The sequence below is a fragment of the Lentzea waywayandensis genome, from assembly GCF_900115955.1.
GTDB lineage: Bacteria > Actinomycetota > Actinomycetes > Mycobacteriales > Pseudonocardiaceae > Lentzea > Lentzea waywayandensis.
The window spans coordinates 41,484-63,590 of sequence record NZ_FOYL01000002.1; the positions used below are offsets into that span (position 1 = coordinate 41,484).

At 69.2% G+C, this 22,107-nt stretch carries 26 protein-coding genes; 12 read left to right on the forward strand and 14 right to left on the reverse strand.

What is annotated here, in order from left to right; all coding sequences use genetic code 11:
• The first annotated feature begins 80 nt into the window (after positions 1 to 80).
• Positions 81 to 506, forward strand: coding sequence for a hypothetical protein (locus BM417_RS05270; RefSeq protein ID WP_093588660.1), 426 nt, complete (start codon positions 81 to 83; stop codon positions 504 to 506).
• Positions 507 to 552: 46 nt separating this feature from the next.
• On the opposite strand, the gene BM417_RS05275 is transcribed toward BM417_RS05270, so the two are convergent.
• Entirely contained in the window at positions 553 to 963 is a 411-nt protein-coding gene (locus BM417_RS05275; protein WP_093588661.1) for an Hsp20/alpha crystallin family protein, read from the reverse strand.
• Positions 964 to 1,117: 154 nt separating this feature from the next.
• Between BM417_RS05275 and BM417_RS05280 the strand changes: the two genes are divergently transcribed.
• The 6 genes from BM417_RS05280 to BM417_RS05305 are packed head-to-tail and all read left to right on the forward strand — an operon-like array spanning position 1,118 to position 5,918.
• Positions 1,118 to 2,194, forward strand: a complete 1,077-nt coding sequence (locus tag BM417_RS05280) for a 4Fe-4S dicluster domain-containing protein (RefSeq protein WP_093588662.1) — start codon at positions 1,118 to 1,120, stop codon at positions 2,192 to 2,194.
• Positions 2,191 to 2,652 (forward strand): Crp/Fnr family transcriptional regulator, encoded by a 462-nt coding sequence (locus BM417_RS05285; protein ID WP_218164355.1) that lies wholly within the window; start codon positions 2,191 to 2,193, stop codon positions 2,650 to 2,652. The genes BM417_RS05280 and BM417_RS05285 overlap by 4 nt, the downstream gene beginning before the upstream one ends.
• On the forward strand, positions 2,649 to 3,431 hold the full coding sequence (locus BM417_RS05290; RefSeq protein WP_093588663.1) for an FAD/NAD(P)-binding protein: 783 nt from the start codon (positions 2,649 to 2,651) through the stop codon (positions 3,429 to 3,431). The genes BM417_RS05285 and BM417_RS05290 overlap by 4 nt, the downstream gene beginning before the upstream one ends.
• Positions 3,431 to 4,168, forward strand: coding sequence for an NADH-quinone oxidoreductase subunit B family protein (locus BM417_RS05295; RefSeq protein WP_093590666.1), 738 nt, complete (start codon positions 3,431 to 3,433; stop codon positions 4,166 to 4,168). Before BM417_RS05290 ends, BM417_RS05295 begins: the two co-directional genes overlap by 1 nt.
• Positions 4,165 to 5,460, forward strand: a complete 1,296-nt coding sequence (locus tag BM417_RS05300; RefSeq protein WP_093590669.1) for a Ni/Fe hydrogenase subunit alpha — start codon at positions 4,165 to 4,167, stop codon at positions 5,458 to 5,460. Before BM417_RS05295 ends, BM417_RS05300 begins: the two co-directional genes overlap by 4 nt.
• Positions 5,457 to 5,918, forward strand: a complete 462-nt coding sequence (locus BM417_RS05305) for a hydrogenase maturation protease (protein WP_093588664.1) — start codon at positions 5,457 to 5,459, stop codon at positions 5,916 to 5,918. Before BM417_RS05300 ends, BM417_RS05305 begins: the two co-directional genes overlap by 4 nt.
• 117 nt (positions 5,919 to 6,035) lie before the next feature.
• Here BM417_RS05305 and BM417_RS05310 read toward each other — a convergent pair whose 3' ends face one another.
• Genes BM417_RS05310 through BM417_RS05320 form a run of 3 tightly spaced genes read right to left on the reverse strand, consistent with a single transcriptional unit; the run spans position 6,036 to position 8,848 of the window.
• Positions 6,036 to 6,338 carry an HPF/RaiA family ribosome-associated protein gene (locus tag BM417_RS05310; protein ID WP_093588665.1) on the reverse strand — a complete coding sequence of 101 codons (303 nt, stop codon included), beginning with the start codon at positions 6,336 to 6,338 and terminating at the stop codon, positions 6,036 to 6,038.
• A 45-nt stretch (positions 6,339 to 6,383) separates the two neighbouring features.
• Positions 6,384 to 7,964 (reverse strand): ABC transporter permease, encoded by a 1,581-nt coding sequence (locus tag BM417_RS05315; protein ID WP_093588666.1) that lies wholly within the window; start codon positions 7,962 to 7,964, stop codon positions 6,384 to 6,386.
• Positions 7,961 to 8,848, reverse strand: a complete 888-nt coding sequence (locus tag BM417_RS05320) for an ABC transporter ATP-binding protein (RefSeq protein ID WP_093588667.1) — start codon at positions 8,846 to 8,848, stop codon at positions 7,961 to 7,963. Before BM417_RS05320 ends, BM417_RS05315 begins: the two co-directional genes overlap by 4 nt.
• Positions 8,849 to 9,100: 252 nt before the next feature.
• On the opposite strand from BM417_RS05320, the gene BM417_RS05325 reads away from it, so the two are divergent.
• The 3 genes from BM417_RS05325 (at position 9,101) to BM417_RS05335 (ending at position 10,783) form a co-directional block, all read left to right on the forward strand.
• Positions 9,101 to 9,433 (forward strand): hypothetical protein, encoded by a 333-nt coding sequence (locus BM417_RS05325; RefSeq protein ID WP_218164356.1) that lies wholly within the window; start codon positions 9,101 to 9,103, stop codon positions 9,431 to 9,433.
• 419 nt (positions 9,434 to 9,852) lie between these two features.
• Positions 9,853 to 10,044 (forward strand): hypothetical protein, encoded by a 192-nt coding sequence (locus BM417_RS47600; RefSeq protein ID WP_093588668.1) that lies wholly within the window; start codon positions 9,853 to 9,855, stop codon positions 10,042 to 10,044.
• Between the two features lies 1 nt (position 10,045).
• A complete protein-coding gene (locus BM417_RS05335; protein ID WP_177320301.1) occupies positions 10,046 to 10,783 on the forward strand; it encodes a calcium-binding protein in 738 nt (245 codons plus the stop codon).
• A 492-nt stretch (positions 10,784 to 11,275) separates the two neighbouring features.
• On the opposite strand, the gene BM417_RS05340 is transcribed toward BM417_RS05335, so the two are convergent.
• The 4 genes from BM417_RS05340 to sqr all read right to left on the reverse strand — a co-directional run bounded on the left by BM417_RS05340 (position 11,276) and on the right by sqr (position 14,153).
• Positions 11,276 to 12,016 carry a VIT1/CCC1 transporter family protein gene (locus BM417_RS05340; protein ID WP_093588670.1) on the reverse strand — a complete coding sequence of 247 codons (741 nt, stop codon included), beginning with the start codon at positions 12,014 to 12,016 and terminating at the stop codon, positions 11,276 to 11,278.
• Between the two features lie 79 nt (positions 12,017 to 12,095).
• A complete protein-coding gene (locus BM417_RS05345) occupies positions 12,096 to 12,563 on the reverse strand; it encodes a DsrE/DsrF/DrsH-like family protein (protein ID WP_093588671.1) in 468 nt (155 codons plus the stop codon).
• A gap of 20 nt (positions 12,564 to 12,583) precedes the next feature.
• On the reverse strand, positions 12,584 to 12,901 hold the full coding sequence (locus tag BM417_RS05350; protein ID WP_093588672.1) for a TusE/DsrC/DsvC family sulfur relay protein: 318 nt from the start codon (positions 12,899 to 12,901) through the stop codon (positions 12,584 to 12,586).
• A 13-nt stretch (positions 12,902 to 12,914) separates the two neighbouring features.
• Positions 12,915 to 14,153 (reverse strand): type III sulfide quinone reductase, selenoprotein subtype, encoded by a 1,239-nt coding sequence (sqr, locus tag BM417_RS05355; protein WP_093588673.1) that lies wholly within the window; start codon positions 14,151 to 14,153, stop codon positions 12,915 to 12,917.
• 111 nt (positions 14,154 to 14,264) lie between these two features.
• On the opposite strand from sqr, the gene BM417_RS05360 reads away from it, so the two are divergent.
• Positions 14,265 to 15,992: an aminotransferase class V-fold PLP-dependent enzyme gene (locus BM417_RS05360; RefSeq protein ID WP_093590672.1), complete on the forward strand. Its 1,728-nt coding sequence runs from the start codon at positions 14,265 to 14,267 to the stop codon at positions 15,990 to 15,992.
• Here BM417_RS05360 and BM417_RS05365 read toward each other — a convergent pair.
• On the reverse strand, positions 15,959 to 16,222 hold the full coding sequence (locus BM417_RS05365) for a metal-sensitive transcriptional regulator (protein WP_093588674.1): 264 nt from the start codon (positions 16,220 to 16,222) through the stop codon (positions 15,959 to 15,961). The genes BM417_RS05360 and BM417_RS05365 overlap by 34 nt on opposite strands.
• Before the next feature lie 189 nt (positions 16,223 to 16,411).
• Between BM417_RS05365 and BM417_RS05370 the strand changes: the two genes are divergently transcribed.
• On the forward strand, positions 16,412 to 16,585 hold the full coding sequence (locus tag BM417_RS05370; protein ID WP_407656081.1) for a YbbN family protein: 174 nt from the start codon (positions 16,412 to 16,414) through the stop codon (positions 16,583 to 16,585).
• Between the two features lie 89 nt (positions 16,586 to 16,674).
• Here BM417_RS05370 and BM417_RS05375 read toward each other — a convergent pair whose 3' ends face one another.
• The 5 genes from BM417_RS05375 to BM417_RS05395 form a co-directional block, all read right to left on the reverse strand.
• Positions 16,675 to 17,523 carry a sulfite exporter TauE/SafE family protein gene (locus BM417_RS05375; RefSeq protein WP_093588675.1) on the reverse strand — a complete coding sequence of 283 codons (849 nt, stop codon included), beginning with the start codon at positions 17,521 to 17,523 and terminating at the stop codon, positions 16,675 to 16,677.
• 5 nt (positions 17,524 to 17,528) lie between these two features.
• The gene (locus BM417_RS05380; RefSeq protein ID WP_093588676.1) at positions 17,529 to 18,104 is read right to left on the reverse strand and encodes a rhodanese-like domain-containing protein; all 576 of its coding nucleotides are present in this window, start codon (positions 18,102 to 18,104) and stop codon (positions 17,529 to 17,531) included.
• Positions 18,101 to 19,492, reverse strand: a complete 1,392-nt coding sequence (locus BM417_RS05385) for an MBL fold metallo-hydrolase (RefSeq protein ID WP_093590675.1) — start codon at positions 19,490 to 19,492, stop codon at positions 18,101 to 18,103. The genes BM417_RS05380 and BM417_RS05385 overlap by 4 nt, the downstream gene beginning before the upstream one ends.
• 622 nt (positions 19,493 to 20,114) lie before the next feature.
• Complete coding sequence (locus BM417_RS05390; RefSeq protein ID WP_093588677.1) at positions 20,115 to 21,431, reverse strand: alpha-lytic protease prodomain-containing protein; 1,317 nt, start codon at positions 21,429 to 21,431, stop codon at positions 20,115 to 20,117.
• Positions 21,432 to 21,868: 437 nt separating this feature from the next.
• Positions 21,869 to 22,099 (reverse strand): MbtH family protein, encoded by a 231-nt coding sequence (locus BM417_RS05395; RefSeq protein WP_093588678.1) that lies wholly within the window; start codon positions 22,097 to 22,099, stop codon positions 21,869 to 21,871.
• Between the last annotated feature and the right edge of the window lie 8 nt (positions 22,100 to 22,107).

Genomic DNA, 22,107 nt, shown 5'->3' on the forward strand with positions numbered 1-22,107 from the left:
GCCGGATCGGTACAAGGGCCCGTGACAACGTGGACGCAGGTCCCTGTTCCGGATGCGCACCCGGTTCGACCCTGGAACACATGAACACCAACAGCTACGTGGCCTACCTCGTCATCAGCACGCTGCTGGTGATCGTCGACGCAGTGATCATCACCATCAGTGGCCGCAGGTACCTCAACGACCGCGACCACCCCGGCCTCAGCGTGGCCGCCAGCTGGCTGACCACCACGTTGTTCTCGCTGATCGTGCTCGGGCTGGTCGCGCTGATCTCGACGATCGAGGTGCCGGTCGACGGTGATCTGCAGAAGATCGTGACCAAGCTCGGGATCGTGCTGCTCCTGCTCGCCGTGGCCCACGCCGTCACGATGACGGTTCTGGCCCGCTATCGGGGAGAGGAGCGCCAGGAGCACCTCGCGGACGAGCTCGCAGAGCAGAACAGGCGCCGGGCGGGCAAACCCGAGGTGACACCGTCCATCGAACGCGACGAACCCTACTCGGCGGTGTAGCACCGCGGCTGCCCCGGATCAGCGGGTCCGGGGCAGCGGGTAGCGGTCAGTCCTGCTGGACGTCGATCTTGACCTTGTGCTCCTCCGGCGGCGCGGCGGTCGGCACACGGACCTCCAGGATTCCCCGCTTGTACTCGGCGGAGATCTTCGAAGTGTCCGTGCCCGCGGGCAGCGACACGGTGCGGCTGAACGAGCCGTAGCGGAACTCGGAGCGGTGTTGCTCCTTCTTCGTCTCCTCCCGCTGTGCGGTGATGGTGAGGCTTCCGTCCGCAGCGCTCACGTCGATGTCCTTCGCCGCGTCCAGACCGGGCAACTCCACGCGGAGGACGTAGGTGCCTTCCTCGACGAAGTCCTCGATGTGCAGCGGGTGCCTCGTCCCGAACGGCCAGGTGGCGTCGAACATCTCCCACAGGTCGGGCAGAAGGCTGCTGGCTGGATGGCGTACGAGCGAACTCATTGCGTGTCCTTCCTTTGCCTTGCAACGTTTCCAGCCCACCACCGCGGGCAGGGCCCGGACAGGGGCCGAAGCGCCGCGCCGGGCGGGTCTTTCGTCACTGGGAGCCGGATCCGCACCTGGCGACGATGGAGAGACGAGCTGGGAGGACGACGACATGGCGAGCCAGGTGTTCGACCTCAGTGGCCTCGACGCGCTCATCGGGGTGCTCCGTGCGGACGGCCGCGTGGTCGTCGGCCCCCTCCTGCGCGACGACGCGATCACGCTGGCAGAGGTGAAGTCCGCGACGGACCTGCCGAGCGGCTGGGGCGTCGAGATCGGCCCCGGCCACTACCGGGTGCGCAGACGCACCGACACCGCGGTCTTCGGCCATTCGGCGGGCCCCCAGTCGTGGAAACGATTCCTGCACCCACCGCACCGCACGTTGATGTCCAGCGACAGCTCCGGATTCCACGCCGTGCAGGACGACACGCCGGACTACGCGTTCCTCGGCGTGCGGGCCTGCGACCTCGCCGCGATCGGCAAACTGCGCCAGATCACCGGTGGTCGGGCGCCGTTCGTGGTCGCCGCTCAGTGCACCGAACCGGGCGAGGTGTGCTTCTGCACGTCCATGGGATGCGGACCCGCCGCGGGCCCCGGCTACGACATCGCGCTGACCGAGCGGATCGACGAACAAGGGCAACGGTTCCTCGCCACCTCCGGCACCGCTGAAGGAGCGGCGGTGCTCGCCCGTGTGCCGGCTCGTGAAGCCGTCCCGGAGGACATCGCACTGGCCGAGCAGGACGTCGACGCGGCCGCACGGAACATGGGCCGGGCGATGCCGGAACTGGACCTGCGCGACCTGCTGGCCGCCGGCCGGGACTCCGCGCACTGGGAGGCCGTCGCCGAGCGGTGCCTCACCTGCGGAAACTGCACGATGGTCTGTCCCACCTGCTTCTGCGTCTCCGTGGAGGACCACACGGATCTCGACGGCAACGCGGAACGCGCGCAGCGATGGGCGTCCTGCTTCGAGATCGACTTCTCCTACCTCCACGGCGGTGCGGTGCGCACGTCCGGCGCGGCGCGTTACCGGCAGTGGATGACGCACAAGCTCGGCACGTGGCACGACCAGTTCGGCACGTCCGGATGTGTCGGTTGTGGACGGTGCATCGCCTGGTGCCCCGCCGGGATCGACATCACCGAAGAGGCAGCGGTGCTCAGTCAAACGATGAAACACGGCGGTGACCGACGATGACCATCCCGATGGCCGACCTCGACACTCTCCCGTTGCTCACGAACCTGTCGCACACCCAGCGAGCGGCGGTGGCGGGAGTCAGCAGGATCGAGAGCTACGACTCGGGAACCCGGTTGTTCGAAGAAGGTGGGCTCGCCGACCAGTGCTGGGTCGTGCTGAGTGGCTGCGTCGTGGTCGACACGGTCGTGCCGTCGCGCGGCCGGGTGGCGGTGCAGAGCATCGGACCCGGCGAGCTCCTCGGCTGGTCGTGGCTGGTGCCGCCGTACCGCTGGCACTTCGGCGCAACGGTGGTGTCGCCGACGCGAGCAGCCGTGGTGGACACCGGAGCGTTGCGGCAACTGGCCGACGAGGACCCCGCATTCGGCTACCAGCTGTCGCTCATCCTGATCGACGCGCTGCTCAACCGCTTGCAGGCGACCAGGCTCCGGCTGCTCGACCTCTACGGGAACCCCGCATGACGTGGGTGCCGACGCCCTACCGGGTGGTGGCGCGCACCGTCGAGACGCACGACTCGGCGACCTTGACGCTGCGGCCCGTGGCCGAGTCGTTGCCCGGCTTCCGGCCCGGCCAGTTCGCCATGCTCTACGCGCACGGTGTCGGCGAGGTACCCATCTCGATCAGCGCCATTCCCGGTGACGGCACGCTCGTACACACAATCCGTGCCGTCGGCGCGGTGAGCAGGGCGCTGCACGACGCCGAGCCCGGCACAGTGATCGGCGCGCGCGGCCCGTTCGGCACGGCGTGGCAGCTCGACGGCGTCGAGGACCTGCTCGTCGTCGCCGGTGGCATCGGACTCGCCCCGCTGCGGCCCGTGCTCGGCCACCTGAGCAAGCGCACCGTGCTCATCGCGGGCGCCCGGACCCCACAGGACCTGCTGTACAAGGACGAACTCGGACAACTGTCCAGTGTGGACACCGTACTCACCGTCGATCACGGCGACCACGACTGGCACGGCCGCGTCGGCTTCGTCACCGAGCCGCTGGCATCGCTCCCGTTCGATCCGGAACGCACCACGGCGTTGCTGTGCGGCCCGGAGCCGATGATGAGGTTCTGCGCCAGGACGTTGCTCGGCAGGGGCTTGGCGCCCGATCGGATCCAGGTGTCACTCGAACGCAACATGCAGTGCGGCATAGGCGTCTGCGGTCACTGTCAGCTCGGTCCGCTGCTGCTCTGCCGCGACGGTCCCGTGACCGGCTATCCGACGGCGCGACCGCTGCTGTCAGCGAAGGAGTTGTGATGCCGAGCATCGCCGTGTGGAAGTTCACTTCGTGCGACGGCTGCCAGCTCACGTTGCTCGACTGCGAGGACGAGCTGCTGCCGTTGACCGAGCACGTCCGAATCGCACACTTCCTGGAGGTCACCAGCGTCAGCGAACCAGGTCCGTACGACATCTCGATCGTCGAGGGATCGGTGAGCACTCCCGAGGAAGCGGAGCGGATTCGCTGGATCAGGGACCAGTCGGCAATCCTGGTCGTCGTGGGCGCGTGCGCGACCTCGGGCGGCATCCAGGCGTTGCGGAACTTCGCAGACGTCGACGAGTTCCGCTCGATCGTCTACGCCCGGCCCGAACACATCACGGCGCTGGCCACCTCGACCCCGATCTCCGCGCACGTCACCGTGGACCACGAACTGCGCGGGTGTCCCATCGACAAGGGCCAGTTGCTGGAGGTGCTGACGGCGTTGCTCGCGGGCCGTGCGCCTGACCTGCCGGACACCAGCGTGTGCACCGACTGCAAGCGCCGCGGCCTCACCTGCGTCATGGTCGCGCACGGCACCCCTTGCCTCGGGCCGGTCACGCACGCCGGATGCGGGGCGTTGTGCCCGGCAGTCAACCGGGGCTGCTACGGCTGTTTCGGACCGATGAACCAGCCGAACGTGCCCGCCCTCGTGCCGTTGCTGCGACGCAGTGGCATGGGAGACGACGAACTGCACCTGGTGTTCCGCACCTTCAACGCGAACGCGGAGTGGTCATGACCCATCGCTCGAACCGCACGTTGCAGGTGGCCGGACTGGCACGGGTCGAAGGCGAGGGCGCCCTGCACGTTCGCACCGTCGACGGCGAGGTCGACCGCGTCGAGCTGAACATCTACGAGCCGCCGCGGTTCTTCGAGGCGTTCCTGCGCGGCCGGCACTTCCGCGAACCACCCGACATCACCGCCCGCATCTGCGGCATCTGCCCGGTGGCGTACCAGATGAGCGCGTGCCTCGCGATCGAGGACGCGTGCGGGGTACGCGTCGAAGGTCCGCTGCGGGCGCTGCGCCGGTTGCTGTACTGCGGTGAGTGGATCTCCAGCCACGCCTTGCACATCTACCTGCTGCACGCGCCCGACTTCCTCGGGTTCCCCGACGGCATCGCCCTGGCGCGCGAACACCGCTCCGTGGTCGAACGCGGCCTGGCGCTCAAGAAGGCGGGCAACCGGATCATGGACCTGGTCGGCGGACGCGCCATCCACCCGGTCAACGTACGGGTCGGCGGGTTCTACCGCGTGCCGACGACCGACGAGATCCGTGGTCTCACCACCACACTCCGGCAAGCGCTGCACGACGCACTGGCCACAGTGGAGTGGGTGGCGGCATTCGACTTCCCCGAACTCGAGGTGCCGCACGACCTCATGGCTCTGCGCGACGTCGAGGGCTATCCGCTCGACCGGGGCACGCCGCACATCAGCACCGGACGCTCCTTCCCGGTCGCCGAGTTCGGCGACCACGTGGCCGAACACCAGGTACCGCATTCCACGGCCTTGCACGCGCGGCTGGACGACCGGTTGTTCCTGGTCGGCCCGCTGGCCAGGTACAGCCTCAACTCGGACCGCCTCTCCCCCGTCGCCGGCGAGGCCGCCTCGATGGCAGGGCTCGGCCCGGTGTGCCGCAACCCGTTCCGCAGCATCGTCGTGCGAGCGGTCGAGGTGGTGTACGCGCTCGAGGAGGCGTTGCAGATCATCGATTCGTACGAACGCCCGGACGCACCCTGTGTCGAGGTGGCTCCCCGTGCCGGATTCGGGCACGGCATCACGGAAGCGCCACGAGGCCTGCTCTACCACCGCTACGAGCTCGACGCGGCCGGCCGGATCCTCGACGCGGACATCGTGCCGCCCACGTCGCAGAACCAGTCCGCGATCGAGGCCGATGTGACCGCGGTGGTCCGGTCGCACCAGCACCTGGACGACCACGGGTTGCAGTCGCTGTGCGAGCAGACGATCCGCAACTACGACCCGTGCATCTCCTGCTCGGCGCACTTCCTCGACCTCACCAGGGAACGGGCATGACCGCCGTGGTCATCGGAGTCGGCAACGAGTTCCGCCGGGACGACGGCATCGGTCCCGCTGTCGCCCGCGCGGTGGCCGAGTCCGGCGTGCACGCGGAAATCAGCGACGGCGATCCAGCGCGGTTGCTGGAGGCGTGGGATGGCGCGGACCTCGTCGTGATCGTGGACGCCATCCGCTGCACACCCGCCGTACCGGGTCGCTGGCACCGCACCACGTTGCCGCACAGCATCCCCGCGGCCAGTTCGCACGGACTCGGCGTCCCCGAGGCCGTGGAGCTGGCCGAGGCACTCGACCGCAGACCCGAACACCTGGTGATCTACGCCGTGGAGGTCGCCGACGTCGGATTCGGGATCGGTTTGAGTCCCGCCGTGGCGGCCGCGGCCGCCACGCTGACCTCGGCGGTGCTGACGGAGGTGGCCGAGGAGTTTCCGGGCACGGACAAGATCTCCAACTCGTAGTTCGCCAACCCGCGGTACCAGGTTTCCGCCTCGCACCTGAGGTCGAAGCGGAACCGGCACCGAGATCCCCGTGTCGCCCGTCCGACGGCGGCGTCAGCCGCCGCCAAGCGAGCCTGATCAGTTGTGCATCTTGAGCAATCGGTTCTGCAGCTGGTCGTGCACCAGGTCCACCGCCTCCTCGAACGTGGCCGCCTCGGCCTTCGCCACCACCGGCGTGCCGTTGACGTCGAGGTTCGCGTGCACGGCGATCGCGCGTGGCCCCGTCCTGATGAGCCGAACCCTGGCGAACTCGGTGGGCTGCGGCGCGTAGCGGGCCAGCGGGGCGATCTTGTCGCGGGTGTACTGCCTCGCCTGCTCCGCGATCTCGCCGTCGAGCTCGACCACGACGTTACCGATCTCCGTTGCGCCTGCGTGCTTCATCTTCAACCTCCATCGAACTGACAACGACTTGCAGGTGGGCCGGATCTAGGCGATGTCGCGGCGTCGCAGACTCACCAGACCCGCCGCCAGCGCTGCCGCCGCGACCACGAGCAGCCACAGCAGCGGAGTCGCGGTGAACGCCGATCCCGGCACCTTGGGCAGGTGAGCCCAGGGCGACAGATCCATCAACCACTGGTCGAAGCCGAACAGCGGGCCGAGTTCGCCGAGCAGCAGGAACACCACGAGCGCCGACCACCCGGCCACGACCAGCCTCGGCGCGACGCCGTACGCGGCGACGGCGAGGCCCACGAGCACCCACGCGGCGGGGATCTGCACGAGCGCACCGGCGAGGATCTTGCCCACCACCGACACGTCACCGGTCTGAGCCGCATGCACCGTTCCGGCCGCCAAGCCCGCGCCGACGAGCAGGACGGCGACGCCTCCCAGTGCGACGACGACGTGGCTCGCCGCCCAGCGCGCCCTGGTGACCGAGCCGGCGAGGAGCAGCTCCGCGCGGAGGTCCTCCTCCTCGTGCCGCAGCCGCGACACGACCTGCAGGCCGTACGCCGAGGCGATCACGCCGAGAAAGCCGAACATCGCGGCGAACACCGCGTCCGTCAGCACGTTGTCGCCGCCGAGCTTCTTGAACATCTCCTCGGCCTGCGGGCTGCTCAGCATGTCGCCGATGCTGCCCGCGACACTGCCGACGAGCACGCCGTAGACGACGAACCCGATGGCCCAGCCCAACAGCGAACCCCGCTGCAGCCGCCAGGCCAGCCCGAAGACGCCACGCAGAGTTCCGGTGGCGGGGCCGGGCCGATCCGGCAGGAGACCCGCGTTCAAGTCGCGGCGGGCCACGAGCAGATGCGCTCCCGCCGCGGCGGCGACCGCGAAGCCGATGGTGATCAGCAGAACCCACCAGCGGTCACCGGCGTACGGGCGGAACTGCTGCCCCCAGCCGAGCGGGGACAGCCAGGAGAGCCAGCGCGGACCGGCCACCTCCGCGGTGTCACCGATCGCCCGGAGCAGGAAGACGACACCGAGCACCGCGACCGCGAGGCCGACCGCGCCGCGTGTGTTCGTCGCGATCTGCGCCGCGATGCCGGCGATCGCGGCGAAGGCCAGGCCCACGCTCATCCACGCCAGCCCGAACACGAACGACCCGTCCACCGGCAATCCGGCACCGATCAGGCCGAGTGAGGTCACCAGACCCAGCACGACGTTCGTCCCCGCCGCGACCACCAGAGCGGCGGCGAGCGGAGCGTGCCTGCCGACGACGCCCGCGCCGACCAGCTCACGCCGCCCGGTCTCCTCCTCCGAGCGGGTGTGCCGCACCACGAGGACGATCGAGAAGACCGCCAGGAACATCGCACCGGTCGCCAGTGCCTTCAGCATCGCCAGCGCGCCGATGGACGTCGGGTCGTAGATCCGCCCGTACACCGCGACGAGCGCAGGCGTGCCGTTCATGCTCTCGGCCGCCGCGACAACGGCCGCGGTGGAGGAGAACATGTCCCTGGTCGCGACGGCGGAACCGACCGCGAGCAGCACGAAGACGCTCAGCCATGCCGGGATCAGCACGCGGTCGCGGCGCAACGCGAGCCGGATCAGCTCCACGGTGCCGTTCACGAGGTCACGTCGTAGTGCCGCAGGAACAGCTCCTCCAGCGTCGGCGGCCGGCAGACGAGGTTGCGCACCCCGAGCGCGCTGAGCTGCCGCAGGACGCCGTCGAGCTGGTCGGTGTCGGCCTGGCAGTGCAGCAGGGTGCCCTCGGCGTGGTACTCGTGCACACCGGGCAACGCCTTCAGCCCGTTCGGCGGCTGCGCCAGCTCTGCCGTGATCGACGTGCGCGTGAGGTGCCGCAACTCCGCCAGCGAACCGGTCTCGGCGGTCCTGCCCTGACGGATGATGGTCACCCGGTCGCACACCTTCTCCACCTCGGCGAGGATGTGGCTGCTGAGCAGCACGGTCCTGCCTTCGCGCCGTTCCTCGGCGAGGCAGTCTTCGAACACCGCCTGCATCAGCGGATCCAGGCCCGCGGTCGGTTCGTCGAGGATCAGCAGCTCGGCACGGGACGCCAGCGCGGCCATCAGGGCCACCTTCTGCCGGTTGCCCGACGAGTAGGCGCGTCCCTTCTTCGCGGGATCGAACTCGAACCGCTCGATCAGCGTGGCGAGACGGTTCCGGTCGAGTCCGCCGCGCAGCCTGCCCAGCAGATCGATGATCTCGCCACCGGTGAGGTTCGGCCACAGCGTCACGTCACCCGGCACGTAGGCCAGGCGCCGGTGCAGCGTCGCGATGTCCCGCCAGGGATCGCCACCGAGCAAGGTGACGCTGCCCGCATCGGCGCGCAGCAACCCGAGCAGGATGCGCAACGTCGTGGTCTTGCCCGCACCGTTGGGCCCGAGGAACCCGTGGACCTCGCCGGCGCGGACGGTCAGGTCCAGACCGTCGAGTGCGGTCGTCCGGCCGAACGCCTTGCGCAGCCCGGACACCGAGATGACTGCTGTCATGGCTCGACGGTAGGGAGCCGGAGAGCCTGCTCCGAGTGCCTTCCGGTACCACCGCGGACCCGTTCTTGTCCTTCCCGCAACAGGACCTGCGACCCTGTCCGGCCGCGGCACACCGGCCCGAGGATTCGAAGCGGACACCCGACTTGGAGGAGCAGTCATGAAAGTCGACGAGCTGATCGCGACGTCTGGTGCGGTGGCCATCGCCGCGCTCTTCGTGGCACTGCGCCTGATCAAGGCGAAGGCGCGGCCGCAGTGAGTGGCGGGAGGTGGTGCCTGCTGGCGGCAGCGGCGCTGCTCCTGACGGCGTGTGCGGCCGGCCCGAATGTCGCGTCCGCTGTGGACGGTGTGCAGCTGGCGGGCTTCTGGCAGGGGATCTGGCACGGCCTGATCTACCCGGTCACGTTCTTCATCTCGCTCTTCAACGACAACGTGACCATCTACGAGGTCCGCAACAACGGCAACTGGTACGACTTCGGCTTCGTCGCCGGCATCGGCCTGCTGCACGCGGTGGTCGACACCGGCAGGCGAGCGCCGAGACGGCGTCGCGCGAGAGCACCGAAGTCAGCGAGTGGTCCAGTCACGTGAGACCCGCTGCCATTCCACGGTCGCGGTCAGCACGGCGGGTGCCGGCGCTCCGACAGCTGCCTCACGCGCAGCGCGGAACGTCCCACCTTGGAAAGTTCGTTCGTGGCGGTGAAGTCGCACCACCAGCCGTCGACGGTCAGGCTGGTGGTGCGACCGCACACCAGCTCACCACGTCCGCGATCGCCTGCAGCAGCGCCCGGTGCCTCGCCGTGAAGCCGTTGATGTTCATTTCGCTCTCCTTCCCGTCCGCTTGCGGCAACTGAGGAGAGCCTGCTCTTGGCGGCAGGCGGCTCCTGGGCAGTCGTCGCTCGTCCACTGGGCCGCGGGTGCGCTCGGTCTGGCCGGCGCATTTCTGTCTCTTGTGGACGTTCTGATGCCTGCGGGGCTCGCCGTCGCCTGTTTTTGCCGCCTATCTGCGCGTGCACTCGACGGTGCTGCTCGTGGCCGGTGTCGTCGCCACGACCGTCGTTGTTCCCGAGGTCGTGTGGGATCTCACCGATGGTGCCGTCGGAGGTGGCGTGCTGCCGTTGGTCGCGGGTGCGGTGCTGCTCGCCGCCAGCCTCGGGGTTTGGCCCCTTGGTTCATCGCAGCTCACAGCAAGAGACTGCTGACATGAGCTTCTATCTGAAATCAGTGGTGCCCGCTTTGCTGGTGACGGCAGGCCTGGGGCTGTGGCCCACCGGTACGGCGGCTGCGCAGCCACCTCCGACGTGCAACGGTTTGGCCGCCACTCAGGTCGGGACCAACGGCAACGATGTCCTGTTCGGCACGAATGGACCGGACGTGTTCGTCACGCTCGGCGGTGACGATGTCGTGTTCGGCATGAATGGCAACGACACGGCCTGCCTGGGCGCGGGTGCGGACGAGTTCTTCGGCGGCGCGGGCCACGACTGGGCTTCCGGTGAGATCGGCGCAGACAGCCTCAACGGGGAGGCCGGCAACGACACGCTCGTCGGAGGCGAGGGTCCGGACCGGCTGGACGGCGCGGCGGGCAACGACACTCTCAACGGTGGCGCGGCCGCTGACGTCATCGAGGCGGGTCCGGGTGACGACACCGTGAACGCGGGGGCCGGAGCGGACTCCGTGAGCGGGGGCGACGACGCCGACACCCTCAACGGACAGAACGGCGCCGACCGGTTGACGGGTGGCAACGGCAACGATCGTCTCAACGGTGGCGCTGGTGTCGACGACCTCGACGGCGGCCCCGGCAACGACATCGTCAACGGCGACGCCGGCAACGACACGCTGACCGACCCGGCGGGACTGGACGTCGGTGACGGTGGCGCGGGGCCTGCGGACCGCTGCGACTCGCGCTTCGAGTCGCTGTCCAATTGCGAGATCATCTTCTGATCGCCCCAGCACCTGGCGCGACCGTGAGACCTGCCGACGCTCTCACGATCGCGCTGACCCGAACGGTGTCAGGCAGGTGCGGCACGCCCGAGAACCGTGGTGCTGCGCCGGGTGGACCGCACCCTGCGCTCGCGGCAGGATTCGCGGCCGTGCTGTTCACACTCGGTGCGTGGCGACTGCGCCGTGACGGCGTGAGGTTCAGCTTCCGACCACCGACGGTTCCCGCGCTGAGCGAGGCAGCCAGAGCCTCCCGAACAGCAGTCGCGAGCACGTCGGCTCGTGCCGCGCGAGCTCGGTCAGCGCGTGCCCGGTCTCACGCGACTGGTGCCGCCTAATACGTGAGTACGGACAATGCGGTGTCGTTCGACTGCACAGCCATCCGCGACGGGATGTCACCACGCGGGCGCAGATGCCGCCGTAGCCGACATCCGGCCGCACGTTCACCTACCTGACAGTGTTCACAGGACTACTTGACGACGATCGGGCCGCCGTTCAGACGACGGCTACTCCGACGAGTTGGCCGATGCCGAAGGTCACGAGCATGGCGAGTGCTCCACCGAGGACCAGGCGGGCGACGGCGGCGGTCTTGCGCGCGGTACCCAGGTGAGCACTCACCGCGCCGGTCGCGGCCAGCGCGAGCAGCACCACGACGAACGTGACGGCGACCCGCGCGCCCGGCGGCGGCAACAGAATGGCGACCAGCGGCAGCAGCGAGCCGATGATGAACGCGACGGCTGACGCACCGGCGGCGTGCAGAGGATTGGTGAGCGCGTGAGGGTCGATGCCCAGTTCCGCGTCAGCGTGTGCAGCGAAGGCGTCGTGCTCGGTCAGCTCTTCGGCGACCTGGCGGGCTGTCGCGCGCCGAAGACCTTTCGCCACGTACAGCGCGGTCAGTTCGTCGAGCTCTTCGTCGGGGTAGAGCGTCAGCTCGGCGCGCTCCCTTGCCAGAAGGGACCGTTCGGTGTCGCGCTGACTGCTCACCGACACGTACTCGCCCAGCGCCATCGAGACCGCACCCGCGACAACTCCCGCGATGCCCGCGGTGAGGATCGGCCCGGTGGCCGCTGTGGCACCGGCAACGCCCACCACCAGGCCCGCGGTGGACACGATGCCGTCGTTGGCGCCGAGCACACCGGCACGCAGCCAGTTCATCCGTCCGGACAGCCCACCATGGTGCGCCTCGCCCACGTGCTCGTCGCTGTTACCCGTCGATGTCCCGTCCGATGCGTTCATCCAAGCCTCGACTCGTTGGGCGTCACACAGCTGCGGGGTGCTCGGTGAAACCGCCGTCCTGCGGCACCGAGCGCTCCGGTCAGGTGAAGATGATCTGGCCTCCCGCGGCGAGCTCGTAGAACTCTCCGACTGTGATGATGTCCTGGACCTGGTCGATGAAGTCCTCTTTGGACAGGCCGAACAGGTCGACGGAGGCCTGGCACGCGTACAGGCCCGCTCCGGTGTCCGCGATCATCTCGACGAACTCGGGGATCGGCGGGATGTCCAGCTCGTCCATCTTGTGCGACAGGTAGCGCGTCATCACCGTGGACACACCGGGCAGACCGCCTGCCCAGGTCGCCAGGTGCAGGCCGGGATTGCCGACGGTGGCGAGCTTGATGTGCTCGTGCCGTGCCTTGTGCACGGCGTCGAGCCCGAAGAAGGTGAAGAACAGGTTGGCGTCGATGCCTTCCGCGCGTGCGCCGTTGGCCATGATCAGCGCGGGATAGATCCCCTCCAGGGAACCCTTGGAGACGATGATGGAGATCTTCTCGATCTTGTCCGACATCGGGAGTGGTCCTTTCCTGGTCAGATGCAGCCGCGCGGCTTCGGGATGCCGGCGATGCGGGCGGCGAGTTTGGCCGGCCCCTTGGGGAAGAGCTGGTAGAGCTCTTTCACGCTGACGCCGGAGGTCTTGCCCAAGGCGCGGACGGTGGGACCGGTGCCCTTCTCGGCGAACTCCTTGCGCATGAACCTGATGATCACCCAATGGCGTTCGGTGAGCTCACCGACACCGGATTCGCGGGCGATCTCGGCGGCCATGTCGTCGTGCCACTGTCCCGGGTCGGTGAAGAAGCCTTCTTCGTTGACCGGCACCTCGGTTCCGGCGTAGACCTTTGTGGACATCCGTGTCGTCCTTTCAGCGGGTTTCGAACCGCTTGCCCGCGCGGGGCATCGCGGTGGAAACGCCGGGCAGGTCCCGGCCGGGCAGGAGGCTGTGCCAGTACAGCCAGGCGAACATCAGCTTGCCGAGGTGGTTGAGCCGCGACTCCGCCAGCAGCGGCAGTCCCACCGCCGACGGGTAGTGGCCGGGCAACGGCTCGGTGTCGTAGTTGAAGTCGATCAGCAGGGCCTTGCCGAAGCCGCTCTCGATGAAGCAGTTGGTGTGACCGTCGAAACTCGCGTCGAGCTCCTCCCCCGCGAGGAACCGGGCCACGTTGCGGGTCAGCACCTCACCCTCGAAGTGGGTGACCGACCCCGCCTTCGAGGTGGGGATCGCCGCGGCGTCGCCGATGACGAAGATGTTGTCCCTGGCCTTGGACTGCAAGGTGTGCTCGTCGGTGGGCACGAAGCCGAGCGCGTCACCGAGCCCCCAGGAACGCTCGATGCACTCGGCACCTCCGTGCGCCGGCACGACGACAGCCAGATCGAACTCGACCTCGCGGCCGTCGAAGGAGATCAGCTTCCCCGCCTCGCCGTCGACCTCGCCGGTGTTGAACTCGGTCACCAGCTCGATGCCCTTGTCCTGCAGCATCCCGGAGAGCGTGCGGGAGGCGACGGGCTTGGTGAACGCTCCGTCCAGCGGCGTGACGTAGGTCAGCCGGACCTGGTCGCGGATACCGCGCTCCTGGAAGTACCAGTCGGCCAGGAAGCAGAACTCCAACGGCGCGACCGGGCATTTGATCGGCATGTCCACGACGTTGACGACCAGCCGGCCGCCGTCGAACTCCTCCAGCGTCCGCGCCAGTGCCGTCGCGCCTTCCAGGTCGTAGAAGCTGAACGCCTTGGTCATCCAGCCCGGCCCGGTCAGACCGTCGGTCTCCTCGGGCACCAGCCGGGCACCAGTCGCGATGATCAGGACGTCGTAGTCGAGCACGCCACCATCGGCGAGGTGGACGCGGTCGGCCTCCGTGTCGACGCGGTCCACACCGCTGCCGAGGTAGGCGATTCCGTCGTGCAACTGGCGGTGCCGCGAGCGGACCAGGTCATCCGCCTGCGCGAGCCCGAACGGCACGAACAGCAGGCCCGGCTGATAGACGTGGTCATCGTCGCGGTCGACGACGGTGATCTCGTACTCCGCGTCCAGGGCGCGGCGCAGCCTGTTGGCGGCGAGGGTGCCGCCGGTGCCACCGCCGAGGATCACGATCCGCTTGGTCATGCCCGCCAGTCTTCGGCTCGGCGCGACAGGCTCCCAGGGGCCTTCGTCCCCGCACACACGTGCCCATCGACCGCGTCCACGGGCACGTACCGGATGCACGATGGTCTGGTGATGGGCAACGTTCTCGAAGTGGGGGCCTCACCCCTGCTGGATCGCATCCGACGCGGTCTCATCGGCGACGACGAAGTTCTCGACGGACCTTATGGCCCGCGCCGGATCATCTACGCGGACTACACGGCGTCCGGCCGGGCACTGGACTTCGTCGAGGACTTCATCCGCGCGCACGTGCTCCCCCGCTACGCCAACACCCACACCGAGAGCTCCGGCACGGGCCGGTACACCACGAGGCTTCGCGAGCAGGCGCGGCGGCTCATCCGCGACTCGGTCGGCGGCACCGAGGACGACCTGGTGATCTTCTGCGGCTCCGGTGCGACCGCCGCGATCGCCAAGCTGGCCGCCATCCTCGAACTGCTGCTCCCGGCAGGGCTCGACGAGAAGTACTCGCTGGTGGACCAGATCCCCGAGGACCAGCGCCCGGTGGTGTTCGTCGGCCCGTACGAGCACCACTCCAACGAACTGCCGTGGCGCGAGTCCATCGCGGACGTCGTGGTCATCGGCGAGGACGCCCGCGGGCACATCGACGTCGCCGAGCTGCGCCATCAACTGGTCCGGTACGCCGGCCGTCCGCTGAGGATCGGTAGCTTCTCCGCCGCCTCCAACGTCACCGGCGTGCTCACCAACACCGACAGCATCGCCGCCCTGCTGCACGAGCACCGCGCGCTGTCCTTCTGGGACTACGCGGCCGCCGCCCCATACGTGCCCATCCGCATGTGCGAGAGCGCGCCGGGCCGCGGCGACCACAAGGACGCGATCTTCCTGTCACCGCACAAGTTCGTGGGCGGCCCGCAGACCCCCGGGGTGCTCGTGGTCCGCCGGGAACTGGTCACCAACGCGGTGCCGACCGTTCCAGGCGGCGGCACGGTGGCATTCGTCCGTCCGGACGGGCACCGTTACCTCGAGGACCCCGTCGCCAGGGAGGAAGGCGGCACACCCGCCATCGTCGAATCCGTCCGGGCCGGTCTGGTGTTCGCGCTCAAGGATGCCGTCGGCACTCGGCTGATCCAGGCCCGGGAGGAACGCCTGTGGCGGCACGCCCTGGCGACGTGGGAAGAGGAGCCCGGCATCGAGATCCTCGGCAACCACGACGCGGCCAGGCTGTCGATCGTGTCGTTCCGCATCCGCTCCGGAAACCGGTTCCTGCACCACAACTTCGTGGTCGCCCTGCTCAACGACCTGTTCGGCATCCAGACCCGCGGCGGCTGCTCCTGCGCCGGACCGTACGGGCACCGGCTGCTCGCCATCGACACCGCGCACTCCCGCGGCTACGACCACGAGGTCGCCATCGGCTGCGACGGGGTCAAACCGGGCTGGGTGCGGCTCAACTTCAACTACTTCATCACCGACGCCGTCCGCGACTACCTCGTCGAGGCCGTGCGCCTCGTCGCCAGGCACGGCCACCGCCTTCTGCCCGACTACACCTTCGACCCGCACACCGGACTGTGGCAGCACCGCGCCACCGCGACCATCCCGCTGGGACTACCCGGCCTGCGCGCCGTCGCCACCGCCGACACTGCCCCGCCCCACCCGTCAGCTCAGGCCGACGACGCCGTCCTGGCCACGCAACTGGACGATGCCCGACACCTGCTCGCGGCACGCGCGGACCTGCTCGACGATGGCCCCACCGGGCTGTCCGAGGACTTCGAGTCGCTGCGCTGGTTCGTCCTGCCGCCGGTCTGCCTGCTCGGTCAAGCCAGCGCCAGAAAGAGTTTCTCCAGTTGAGCGCGGTCGGCCACCGACTGCTCGGAGCCGTCGGCGATGCACTGCTCCAACCCGCTCGCGATCAGCTTGAAGCCCGCCCGGTCCAGCGCACGCGACGCCGCGGCCAGCTGCGTGATGACGTCCTTGCAGTCACGTCCGGACTCGATCATCTGGACAATCCCGCCGACCTGCCCCTGCACCCGCCGCAGCCGCTTGACCACGTCGCCGAGGACTTCTTCGTTCAGCTCCACCAAGAACCTCCTTCAGTACCCCCTAGGGTACCTGAGCACCGGAACTACCCTGGCATGAGCAGCGTCGGACCCTGATACCCCTAGGGGTATATGAGGAGGGAACCTCACGGCAGTCGTCAAGCTGACCAAGTCCAACTTCACCGAGATCGTGAAACAGCCAGGCACTGTCCCGGTCGACTTCTGGGCGTCGTGGCGCGGACCTTCGGCATCTCGTCGATTCCGACGCCGATGGTCGTCCGCGACGGTGTCGTCGTCTGCGCACAGCCCTGCGCACTCCCCGCGGCCGCGCTCGAGGAACTGATCACCTGGGCCGGCGAGCACGACATGGACCAGGCGCGCGCCGAGGCCCGGCCACACCTCTGATCAGGAGCCATCACTGTGAAGTATGAGCTGACCGCTTCGCAGCACCACCTGACTGACCGCGTTCGACCGGTGAAGCAAGGGTGGCGGCCCTACTCGGGGCCGCCACCTGCCGTCACCTTGCGGCGCCCGCGCCGGACGAGCCACCCGCCACCCGCGCCGGCCAGGAGCAGGACCGGGACGATCCAAGCCGCCACGGGCAGCTGCTGGGAGAGGACGAAGCCGCCCATCACGAGCACGAACCAGCCGAATCCCTTGCGCAGCACCGTCTCCGGAATCCGCCCGGCCAGCCTTCCACCGATCAGGCTGCCGATCACCGCCGCGGCGGTGACCATCACCGCGAGCTTCCAGTCGATGTCGACGGTCGCCAGGTAACCCGCCAGTCCGGCGAAGGACTTCATGGCGATCACCACCAGCGAGGTGCCCACCGCGACCGTCATGGGCAGGCCTCCCAGCAACGCCAGCGCGGGCACGACGAGGAAGCCGCCACCGGCTCCGACCAGGCCGGTGACCGCACCGACCGCGACACCTTCCGCGATCACCAGCCCCACCGGCAGTTCTCCGTGCGGCTTCGCAGGGGCTCCGTCGCGGCGACCGCGGATCATCGCCACCGCGGTCGCGATCATCATCACCGCGAAACCCACCAGCAGCCACGTGCCGGGGATGAACTGCGCGAGCCGCCCACCGCCATATGCCCCGGCCATGCCGGCGGCGCCGAACACCAGCCCGGTGCGCCAACGCACTCGTCCAGCACGTGCGTGAGATACGGCGCCCACGACGCTGGTGACGCCCACGACGAACAACGACATCGCGATCGCTTGCTTGGGTTCCAGCCCGGCGAGGTAGACCAGGATCGGCACGGTCAGGATCGATCCGCCGCCACCGAGCACACCCAGTGCGAGTCCCACGAACACCGCGGCGAGCAGCGTGAGCACCAGCATCCCGCTCACCCGCTCCGGTCACTCAGCGCCGCGACGACGGCCGCGAAGGTCGTGCGCGGGCCACGGTTGTAGGGCAACTTGGCCAGCAGCATGCCCATGACGCAGGTGTTGGTCAGCGATGCGACGACGAGTCCGGCGCCGACCAGGCCCGCGAGCCAGGTGACCGGCGGCACCAGCAGTCCGACGACGACCGCGGTGAACACGATCGTGCCGGCGACCAGACGGACCTGGCGTTCCAGGTCCCAGCGCGGTGCACCGTGCCGCACCTCCCCTCCGCCCGCCTGCCACGCGACGATGCCGCCGTCGAGCAACCGGAGGTTGGGCAGTCCCGCGGCGGCCAGTGCCTGTTCGGCCTCCACCGCTCGCCGGCCGGACCGGCAGATCAGCACCACCTGCTCGTCCAGGTGCCGGCGCAGCTCCTCACGGTGTTCCCGCAACAGGTCCAGCGGCACGTTGTAGGAGCCGGGAATGTGCGCGGTCTCGAACTCGCCGGGCGTACGCACGTCGATCAGGCGCGGACCGAGACCGGCCCCCACCTGTTGCCGGAGCTGTGCGACGTCCACTTTCACCGGAGTGCTCACGCCTGGTCCCCCACCACGGTGAGACCTGCGTCGCGCGCGGCACCGAACTCGTCGTCCACGTGCACGACCCGACGACCCGCCGCGGCCAGCACGCTCGCCGCGATGGAGGCTCGGTAGCCGGACTGGCAGTGCACCCACACGACGCCGTCAGGCAAGTCCGCCACTCGTTCCGGCAACTCGGGCAATGGGATGTGCACGACACCGTCGAGATGACCCTGCCGCCACTCACCGATCAGTCGCACGTCCAGCACCACGTCCGCGGGCGGCAACCCGTGCGGCACTCGCCCAGCCCGTGCGGCGGCCAGATCCGCGAACGTGGCCACGGCCAGCTCACCCAGGCGACTCTCCTCCTCGGCCCACTGCTCCGGTGCGCCCGTCGCGGCGGCCTCCGGACGGTCGATGCCGATCCGCGCCAGCTCGCGCTGCGCCTGCGCCACCTGCTCCGCGGACTCGCCGAGCAGCGTGATCGGCGCGCCCCACGGGGCCATCCAGCCCAGCCAGGTGGACATCGGCCCGTCCAGCCCGAAACTCAGCGTGCCGACCAGGTGCTGGTGGGCGAACGCCTTGCGCGAACGCAGGTCCACCACCCACTCCTGCGCATCGACGCGCCTGCGCAGCTCGGCCGGGTCAGCGATCCGCACCGGCGTCAAGTCGACCAGCTCGGCACCCTCCGCGTTGCGCACGCCCATGTGCGCGTAGTAGGCGGGGTAGACGTCCAATCCGGCGAGCATCTGGGCGACGAAGTCGTCGGCCTCCAGTCGTAACGCGGAATTCGTCGCCTTCTCCCTGCCGATCGTCGACGACGGAGCATCCGCTTGAGCAGCTGAGCAGAAGCTGCCGAACCCGTGCGTCGGCCACACCTCCGCACCGTCCGGCAGCAGGTCAGCCAACCGGCGCACAGAGGAATGCTGGTGGTGCGCAAGGGTGTCCGCGTGCTGCTTGCCCAGCAGATCGGTGCGACCGGTCGTCCCGAACAGCAGCGACCCGCCGGTGAACACTCCCAGCGGTCCGTCCGAGCCGTGCAGCACGTACGACACGTGGTGGAACGTGTGGCCTGGCGTCGCCAGCACGGTCAACCGCATCCGGTCCGACAAGACGATCTCGCCTCCGTCGCTCACCGGCAGCCGCTCGAACGCGACATCATCGGCCGCCGCCACGGCGTACACGGCACCGGTCAGCCTGGCCAGCGCAAGACCACCGGACACGTAGTCGTTGTGCAGATGGGTCTCCACGACGTGCGTGATCTTCACGCCGCGCCTGCCTGCCAGCTCCACGACGCGGTCGACGTCCCGCTGCGGATCCACCACCACCGCCACCAGCCCGTCGTGCGCCAGGTAGCTGCGGTCACCCAGTGACGATGTCGACACGACCTCGACTTCCAACGACATGGTCATTCCCGTCTCTCACAGAACTTGTGGATCACCGGCGTCCAACACCGGTCCCATATACCCCCGGGGGTACCTGCCTCTCACCGTACGCCCTCACCCCGCAGGGCCGCAACTACCCCCGGGGGTATGCACCAGACCAGGTCGCTCGATCGAGAAAGCATTGGAACGCAATGCTTCTGTCGCGCCAGCACGGCGTCGGTGAGCAGCCCAGCACCTAGGTGACGGCTGCTGGGCCAGCACCGATCAACGGCTGACGCGACGCCCGCAGTGAGCAGGACATCGTTGCGCAACAAGGCTCGTGTACGCCGTCGCGCCTGCCACCAACCTCGAACACCGTCCGGCCGTCGCGGCAGCGATCGCGGCTCCCGGCCTCGGCGTCTACCGCTGGGGCGTTGAGCAGACCGCACTGGTTCGCCGCCTGCGGATCCGGTGGGAGATCCGCGAGGACATCCACGAAGCCTTCCTCAGCCTGGCCTGCGCCGTCATCTGCCGGCGCCGACTCGGGGCGCGCCTGCGTCGGTCCGCGTCCACGCGCAGCACCTGCGTGACCTCGGAGCCGCGCCGAACAGAAGCCGGCCCCCGACAGCGGAAGCCGTCGGGGGCCGGTGGGAGGGTGTCGCCGTCAGAGCCGCTGCCAGAGGGCAGGGGTGTTCGGCGGCTCCCATCCGGGGACGGACGTGTGTGGCTGGATGATGCGGTAGGTCGCGCCGCCATAGGTGACCTGGGCGCCGTTGCCGTAGTTGGTGTACGGGGCCCACGAGCCGCCGCCGGGCGGCGTGGTCGTGGTCGTGGTCGTGCCGGTCGGTTGGGTGGTCGTGGTCGGACCGGCGGAGGTCACCAGGCGCAGGTTGTACGCCTGCAGGATCTCGGCCACCGGCTGGAAGTAGATGGTGCCGCCGGTCTGGCAGTTGCCGGACCCGCCAGAGGTGACGCCCTGGGCCTGGTCGCCGGTCAGCCACGAGCCGCCGGAGTCGCCGGGCTCGGCGCAGGCGTTGGTGCGGGTCAGGCCAGTGATGGTGCCCTCGGGGTAGGTGACCGAGGCGTTCTTCTGCTGGATGGTGCCGCAGCGCCAGCCGGTGGTGGAGCCGGAGCGGCAGACCGAAGAGCCGACCGGAGCCTCCTGGGAGCCCGCGACCGGGACGGTGCCCGGGTAGCGGTTGACCAGGGCGCGTGGGGTGTTGCCCGCGTCGGCACGGACCCAGGCGTAGTCGTTGCCGGGGAAGCTACTGCCCTGGATGGTGCCGCCGGGGTTGGACGTGCGGCCGCCAGTGGCTCCGCAATGGCCCGCGGTGACGAAGCCGCCCTCGACGGCGAAGCCGATGGAGCAGCGCCCGCCGCCGGGGAGGCCGTAGGCGTTGCCGCCGACGATGTCGATCAGCGGCTTGGGGTTCTCGGTACTGGGCTCGAAGGTGACGATGTCGCCGCGCAGGCCTGCCTCGGCCGTCCACGCCTTGGCCTGCTCCTCGCCGCCGGCGCGGGCGAGCACGACGATCTTGTTGGTGCGCACGTCGACGTACCAGCCGGGGACGGTGTCGGGTGCGGTGGTGGCCTTGGCGTCCAGCTTGATCTTCGCGCTCTCCAGAGCGGACGCACTGTGCTTCGCCGTGGTGGCGACGGCGCCGCGCGAGCGCACCGCGCTCGCCAGTGCCGGGTCGGTGACGGCGACTGTGAGGCTGTGGCCGGTGCTGTCCAGCCAGGACCCGGCGTACGCCGGGCCGAGGCGCGACTTCAGCGCGGCGTCGGTCTGGGCTGCGACCTTCTCGGCGTCGAGGCGTTCACGCGCCTGCTCCGAGGAGATGCCGAGGTCACGGGCCATCGCAGCCAGCATGGCAGGGTCAGCTGTGTTCGCCGCGGTGGCGCTGGTTGTCAGCGCCACCGCGATGGTCAGCCCGGCCGCCGTGACCGCCGCTGTGGCGGCGGCGATGAGCTTGCGGTTCATGTCCGCTCCTTGCGTGCAGGGTGATTGCGCGCAGACCCTACGACGAGGATCACACCAAGTGGTACATACCAATTGGCCATAAGGTTGGACGCCACCGTGCTCGACGCATCCGCGCTGTGCACCTGCACCCCGGAACCGAGCCAGAGCATTTCGCCGACCACCAGACGGACAGCAAGCAGCAAGGAATCTGCTGGCCCGGGCACGAATTCAAGGGTGCGAGCGAGGGAGGACGGGCCGCCGCCCGATGGTGGGTGAACTGGTACTGCGGCGGGTTCAGCAGCTTGTGCAGCCGGGCGACGATCGCGCCGTCCCCACGCAGCCCCCCGGCTCGTCTCGAAGATCGTCTTTCGCAGACCAGGGGTGGTCACCGGCCAGTGTGATCGGTTTCGCCACAGCGGCTCGGCCTCTTCGCGATCCGACGAGGCCGAGCCGCGAGGTCATCGTCCGGCTGCCTGCCGGTCCAGCTGCTCGCGCACGCTGCGCGGGCGCATGTCGGTCCAGTTCTGGTTCACGTAGTCGAGGCAGGACTGGCGGGTGTCCTCGCCGTGGGCCACGGTCCAGCCTTCGGGAACGGCGGCCAGCGTCGCCGGCCAGAGGGCGTGCTGGCCCTCGTCGTTGACGACCACGAAGAAGCGGCCGTCCTCGTCGTCAAAAGGGCTCGTGCGCATCAGAAGGC

Coding starts and splice junctions, on each gene's coding strand:
- BM417_RS05395 (WP_093588678.1), bottom strand. CDS start 22,099: ATGCGCACGAGCCCTTTTGACGACGAGGACGGCCGCTTCTTCGTGGTC.
- BM417_RS05390 (WP_093588677.1), bottom strand. CDS start 21,431: ATGAACCGCAAGCTCATCGCCGCCGCCACAGCGGCGGTCACGGCGGCC.
- BM417_RS05310 (WP_093588665.1), bottom strand. CDS start 6,338: ATGAAGCACGCAGGCGCAACGGAGATCGGTAACGTCGTGGTCGAGCTC.
- BM417_RS05320 (WP_093588667.1), bottom strand. CDS start 8,848: ATGACAGCAGTCATCTCGGTGTCCGGGCTGCGCAAGGCGTTCGGCCGG.
- BM417_RS05275 (WP_093588661.1), bottom strand. CDS start 963: ATGAGTTCGCTCGTACGCCATCCAGCCAGCAGCCTTCTGCCCGACCTG.
- BM417_RS05270 (WP_093588660.1), top strand. CDS start 81: ATGAACACCAACAGCTACGTGGCCTACCTCGTCATCAGCACGCTGCTG.
- BM417_RS05385 (WP_093590675.1), bottom strand. CDS start 19,492: ATGTCGTTGGAAGTCGAGGTCGTGTCGACATCGTCACTGGGTGACCGC.
- BM417_RS05350 (WP_093588672.1), bottom strand. CDS start 12,901: ATGTCCACAAAGGTCTACGCCGGAACCGAGGTGCCGGTCAACGAAGAA.
- BM417_RS05295 (WP_093590666.1), top strand. CDS start 3,431: ATGCCGAGCATCGCCGTGTGGAAGTTCACTTCGTGCGACGGCTGCCAG.
- sqr (WP_093588673.1), bottom strand. CDS start 14,153: ATGACCAAGCGGATCGTGATCCTCGGCGGTGGCACCGGCGGCACCCTC.
- BM417_RS05335 (WP_177320301.1), top strand. CDS start 10,046: ATGAGCTTCTATCTGAAATCAGTGGTGCCCGCTTTGCTGGTGACGGCA.
- BM417_RS05300 (WP_093590669.1), top strand. CDS start 4,165: ATGACCCATCGCTCGAACCGCACGTTGCAGGTGGCCGGACTGGCACGG.
- BM417_RS05340 (WP_093588670.1), bottom strand. CDS start 12,016: ATGAACGCATCGGACGGGACATCGACGGGTAACAGCGACGAGCACGTG.
- BM417_RS05285 (WP_218164355.1), top strand. CDS start 2,191: ATGACCATCCCGATGGCCGACCTCGACACTCTCCCGTTGCTCACGAAC.
- BM417_RS05305 (WP_093588664.1), top strand. CDS start 5,457: ATGACCGCCGTGGTCATCGGAGTCGGCAACGAGTTCCGCCGGGACGAC.
- BM417_RS05360 (WP_093590672.1), top strand. CDS start 14,265: ATGGGCAACGTTCTCGAAGTGGGGGCCTCACCCCTGCTGGATCGCATC.
- BM417_RS05345 (WP_093588671.1), bottom strand. CDS start 12,563: ATGTCGGACAAGATCGAGAAGATCTCCATCATCGTCTCCAAGGGTTCC.
- BM417_RS05375 (WP_093588675.1), bottom strand. CDS start 17,523: ATGCTGGTGCTCACGCTGCTCGCCGCGGTGTTCGTGGGACTCGCACTG.
- BM417_RS05280 (WP_093588662.1), top strand. CDS start 1,118: ATGGCGAGCCAGGTGTTCGACCTCAGTGGCCTCGACGCGCTCATCGGG.
- BM417_RS05290 (WP_093588663.1), top strand. CDS start 2,649: ATGACGTGGGTGCCGACGCCCTACCGGGTGGTGGCGCGCACCGTCGAG.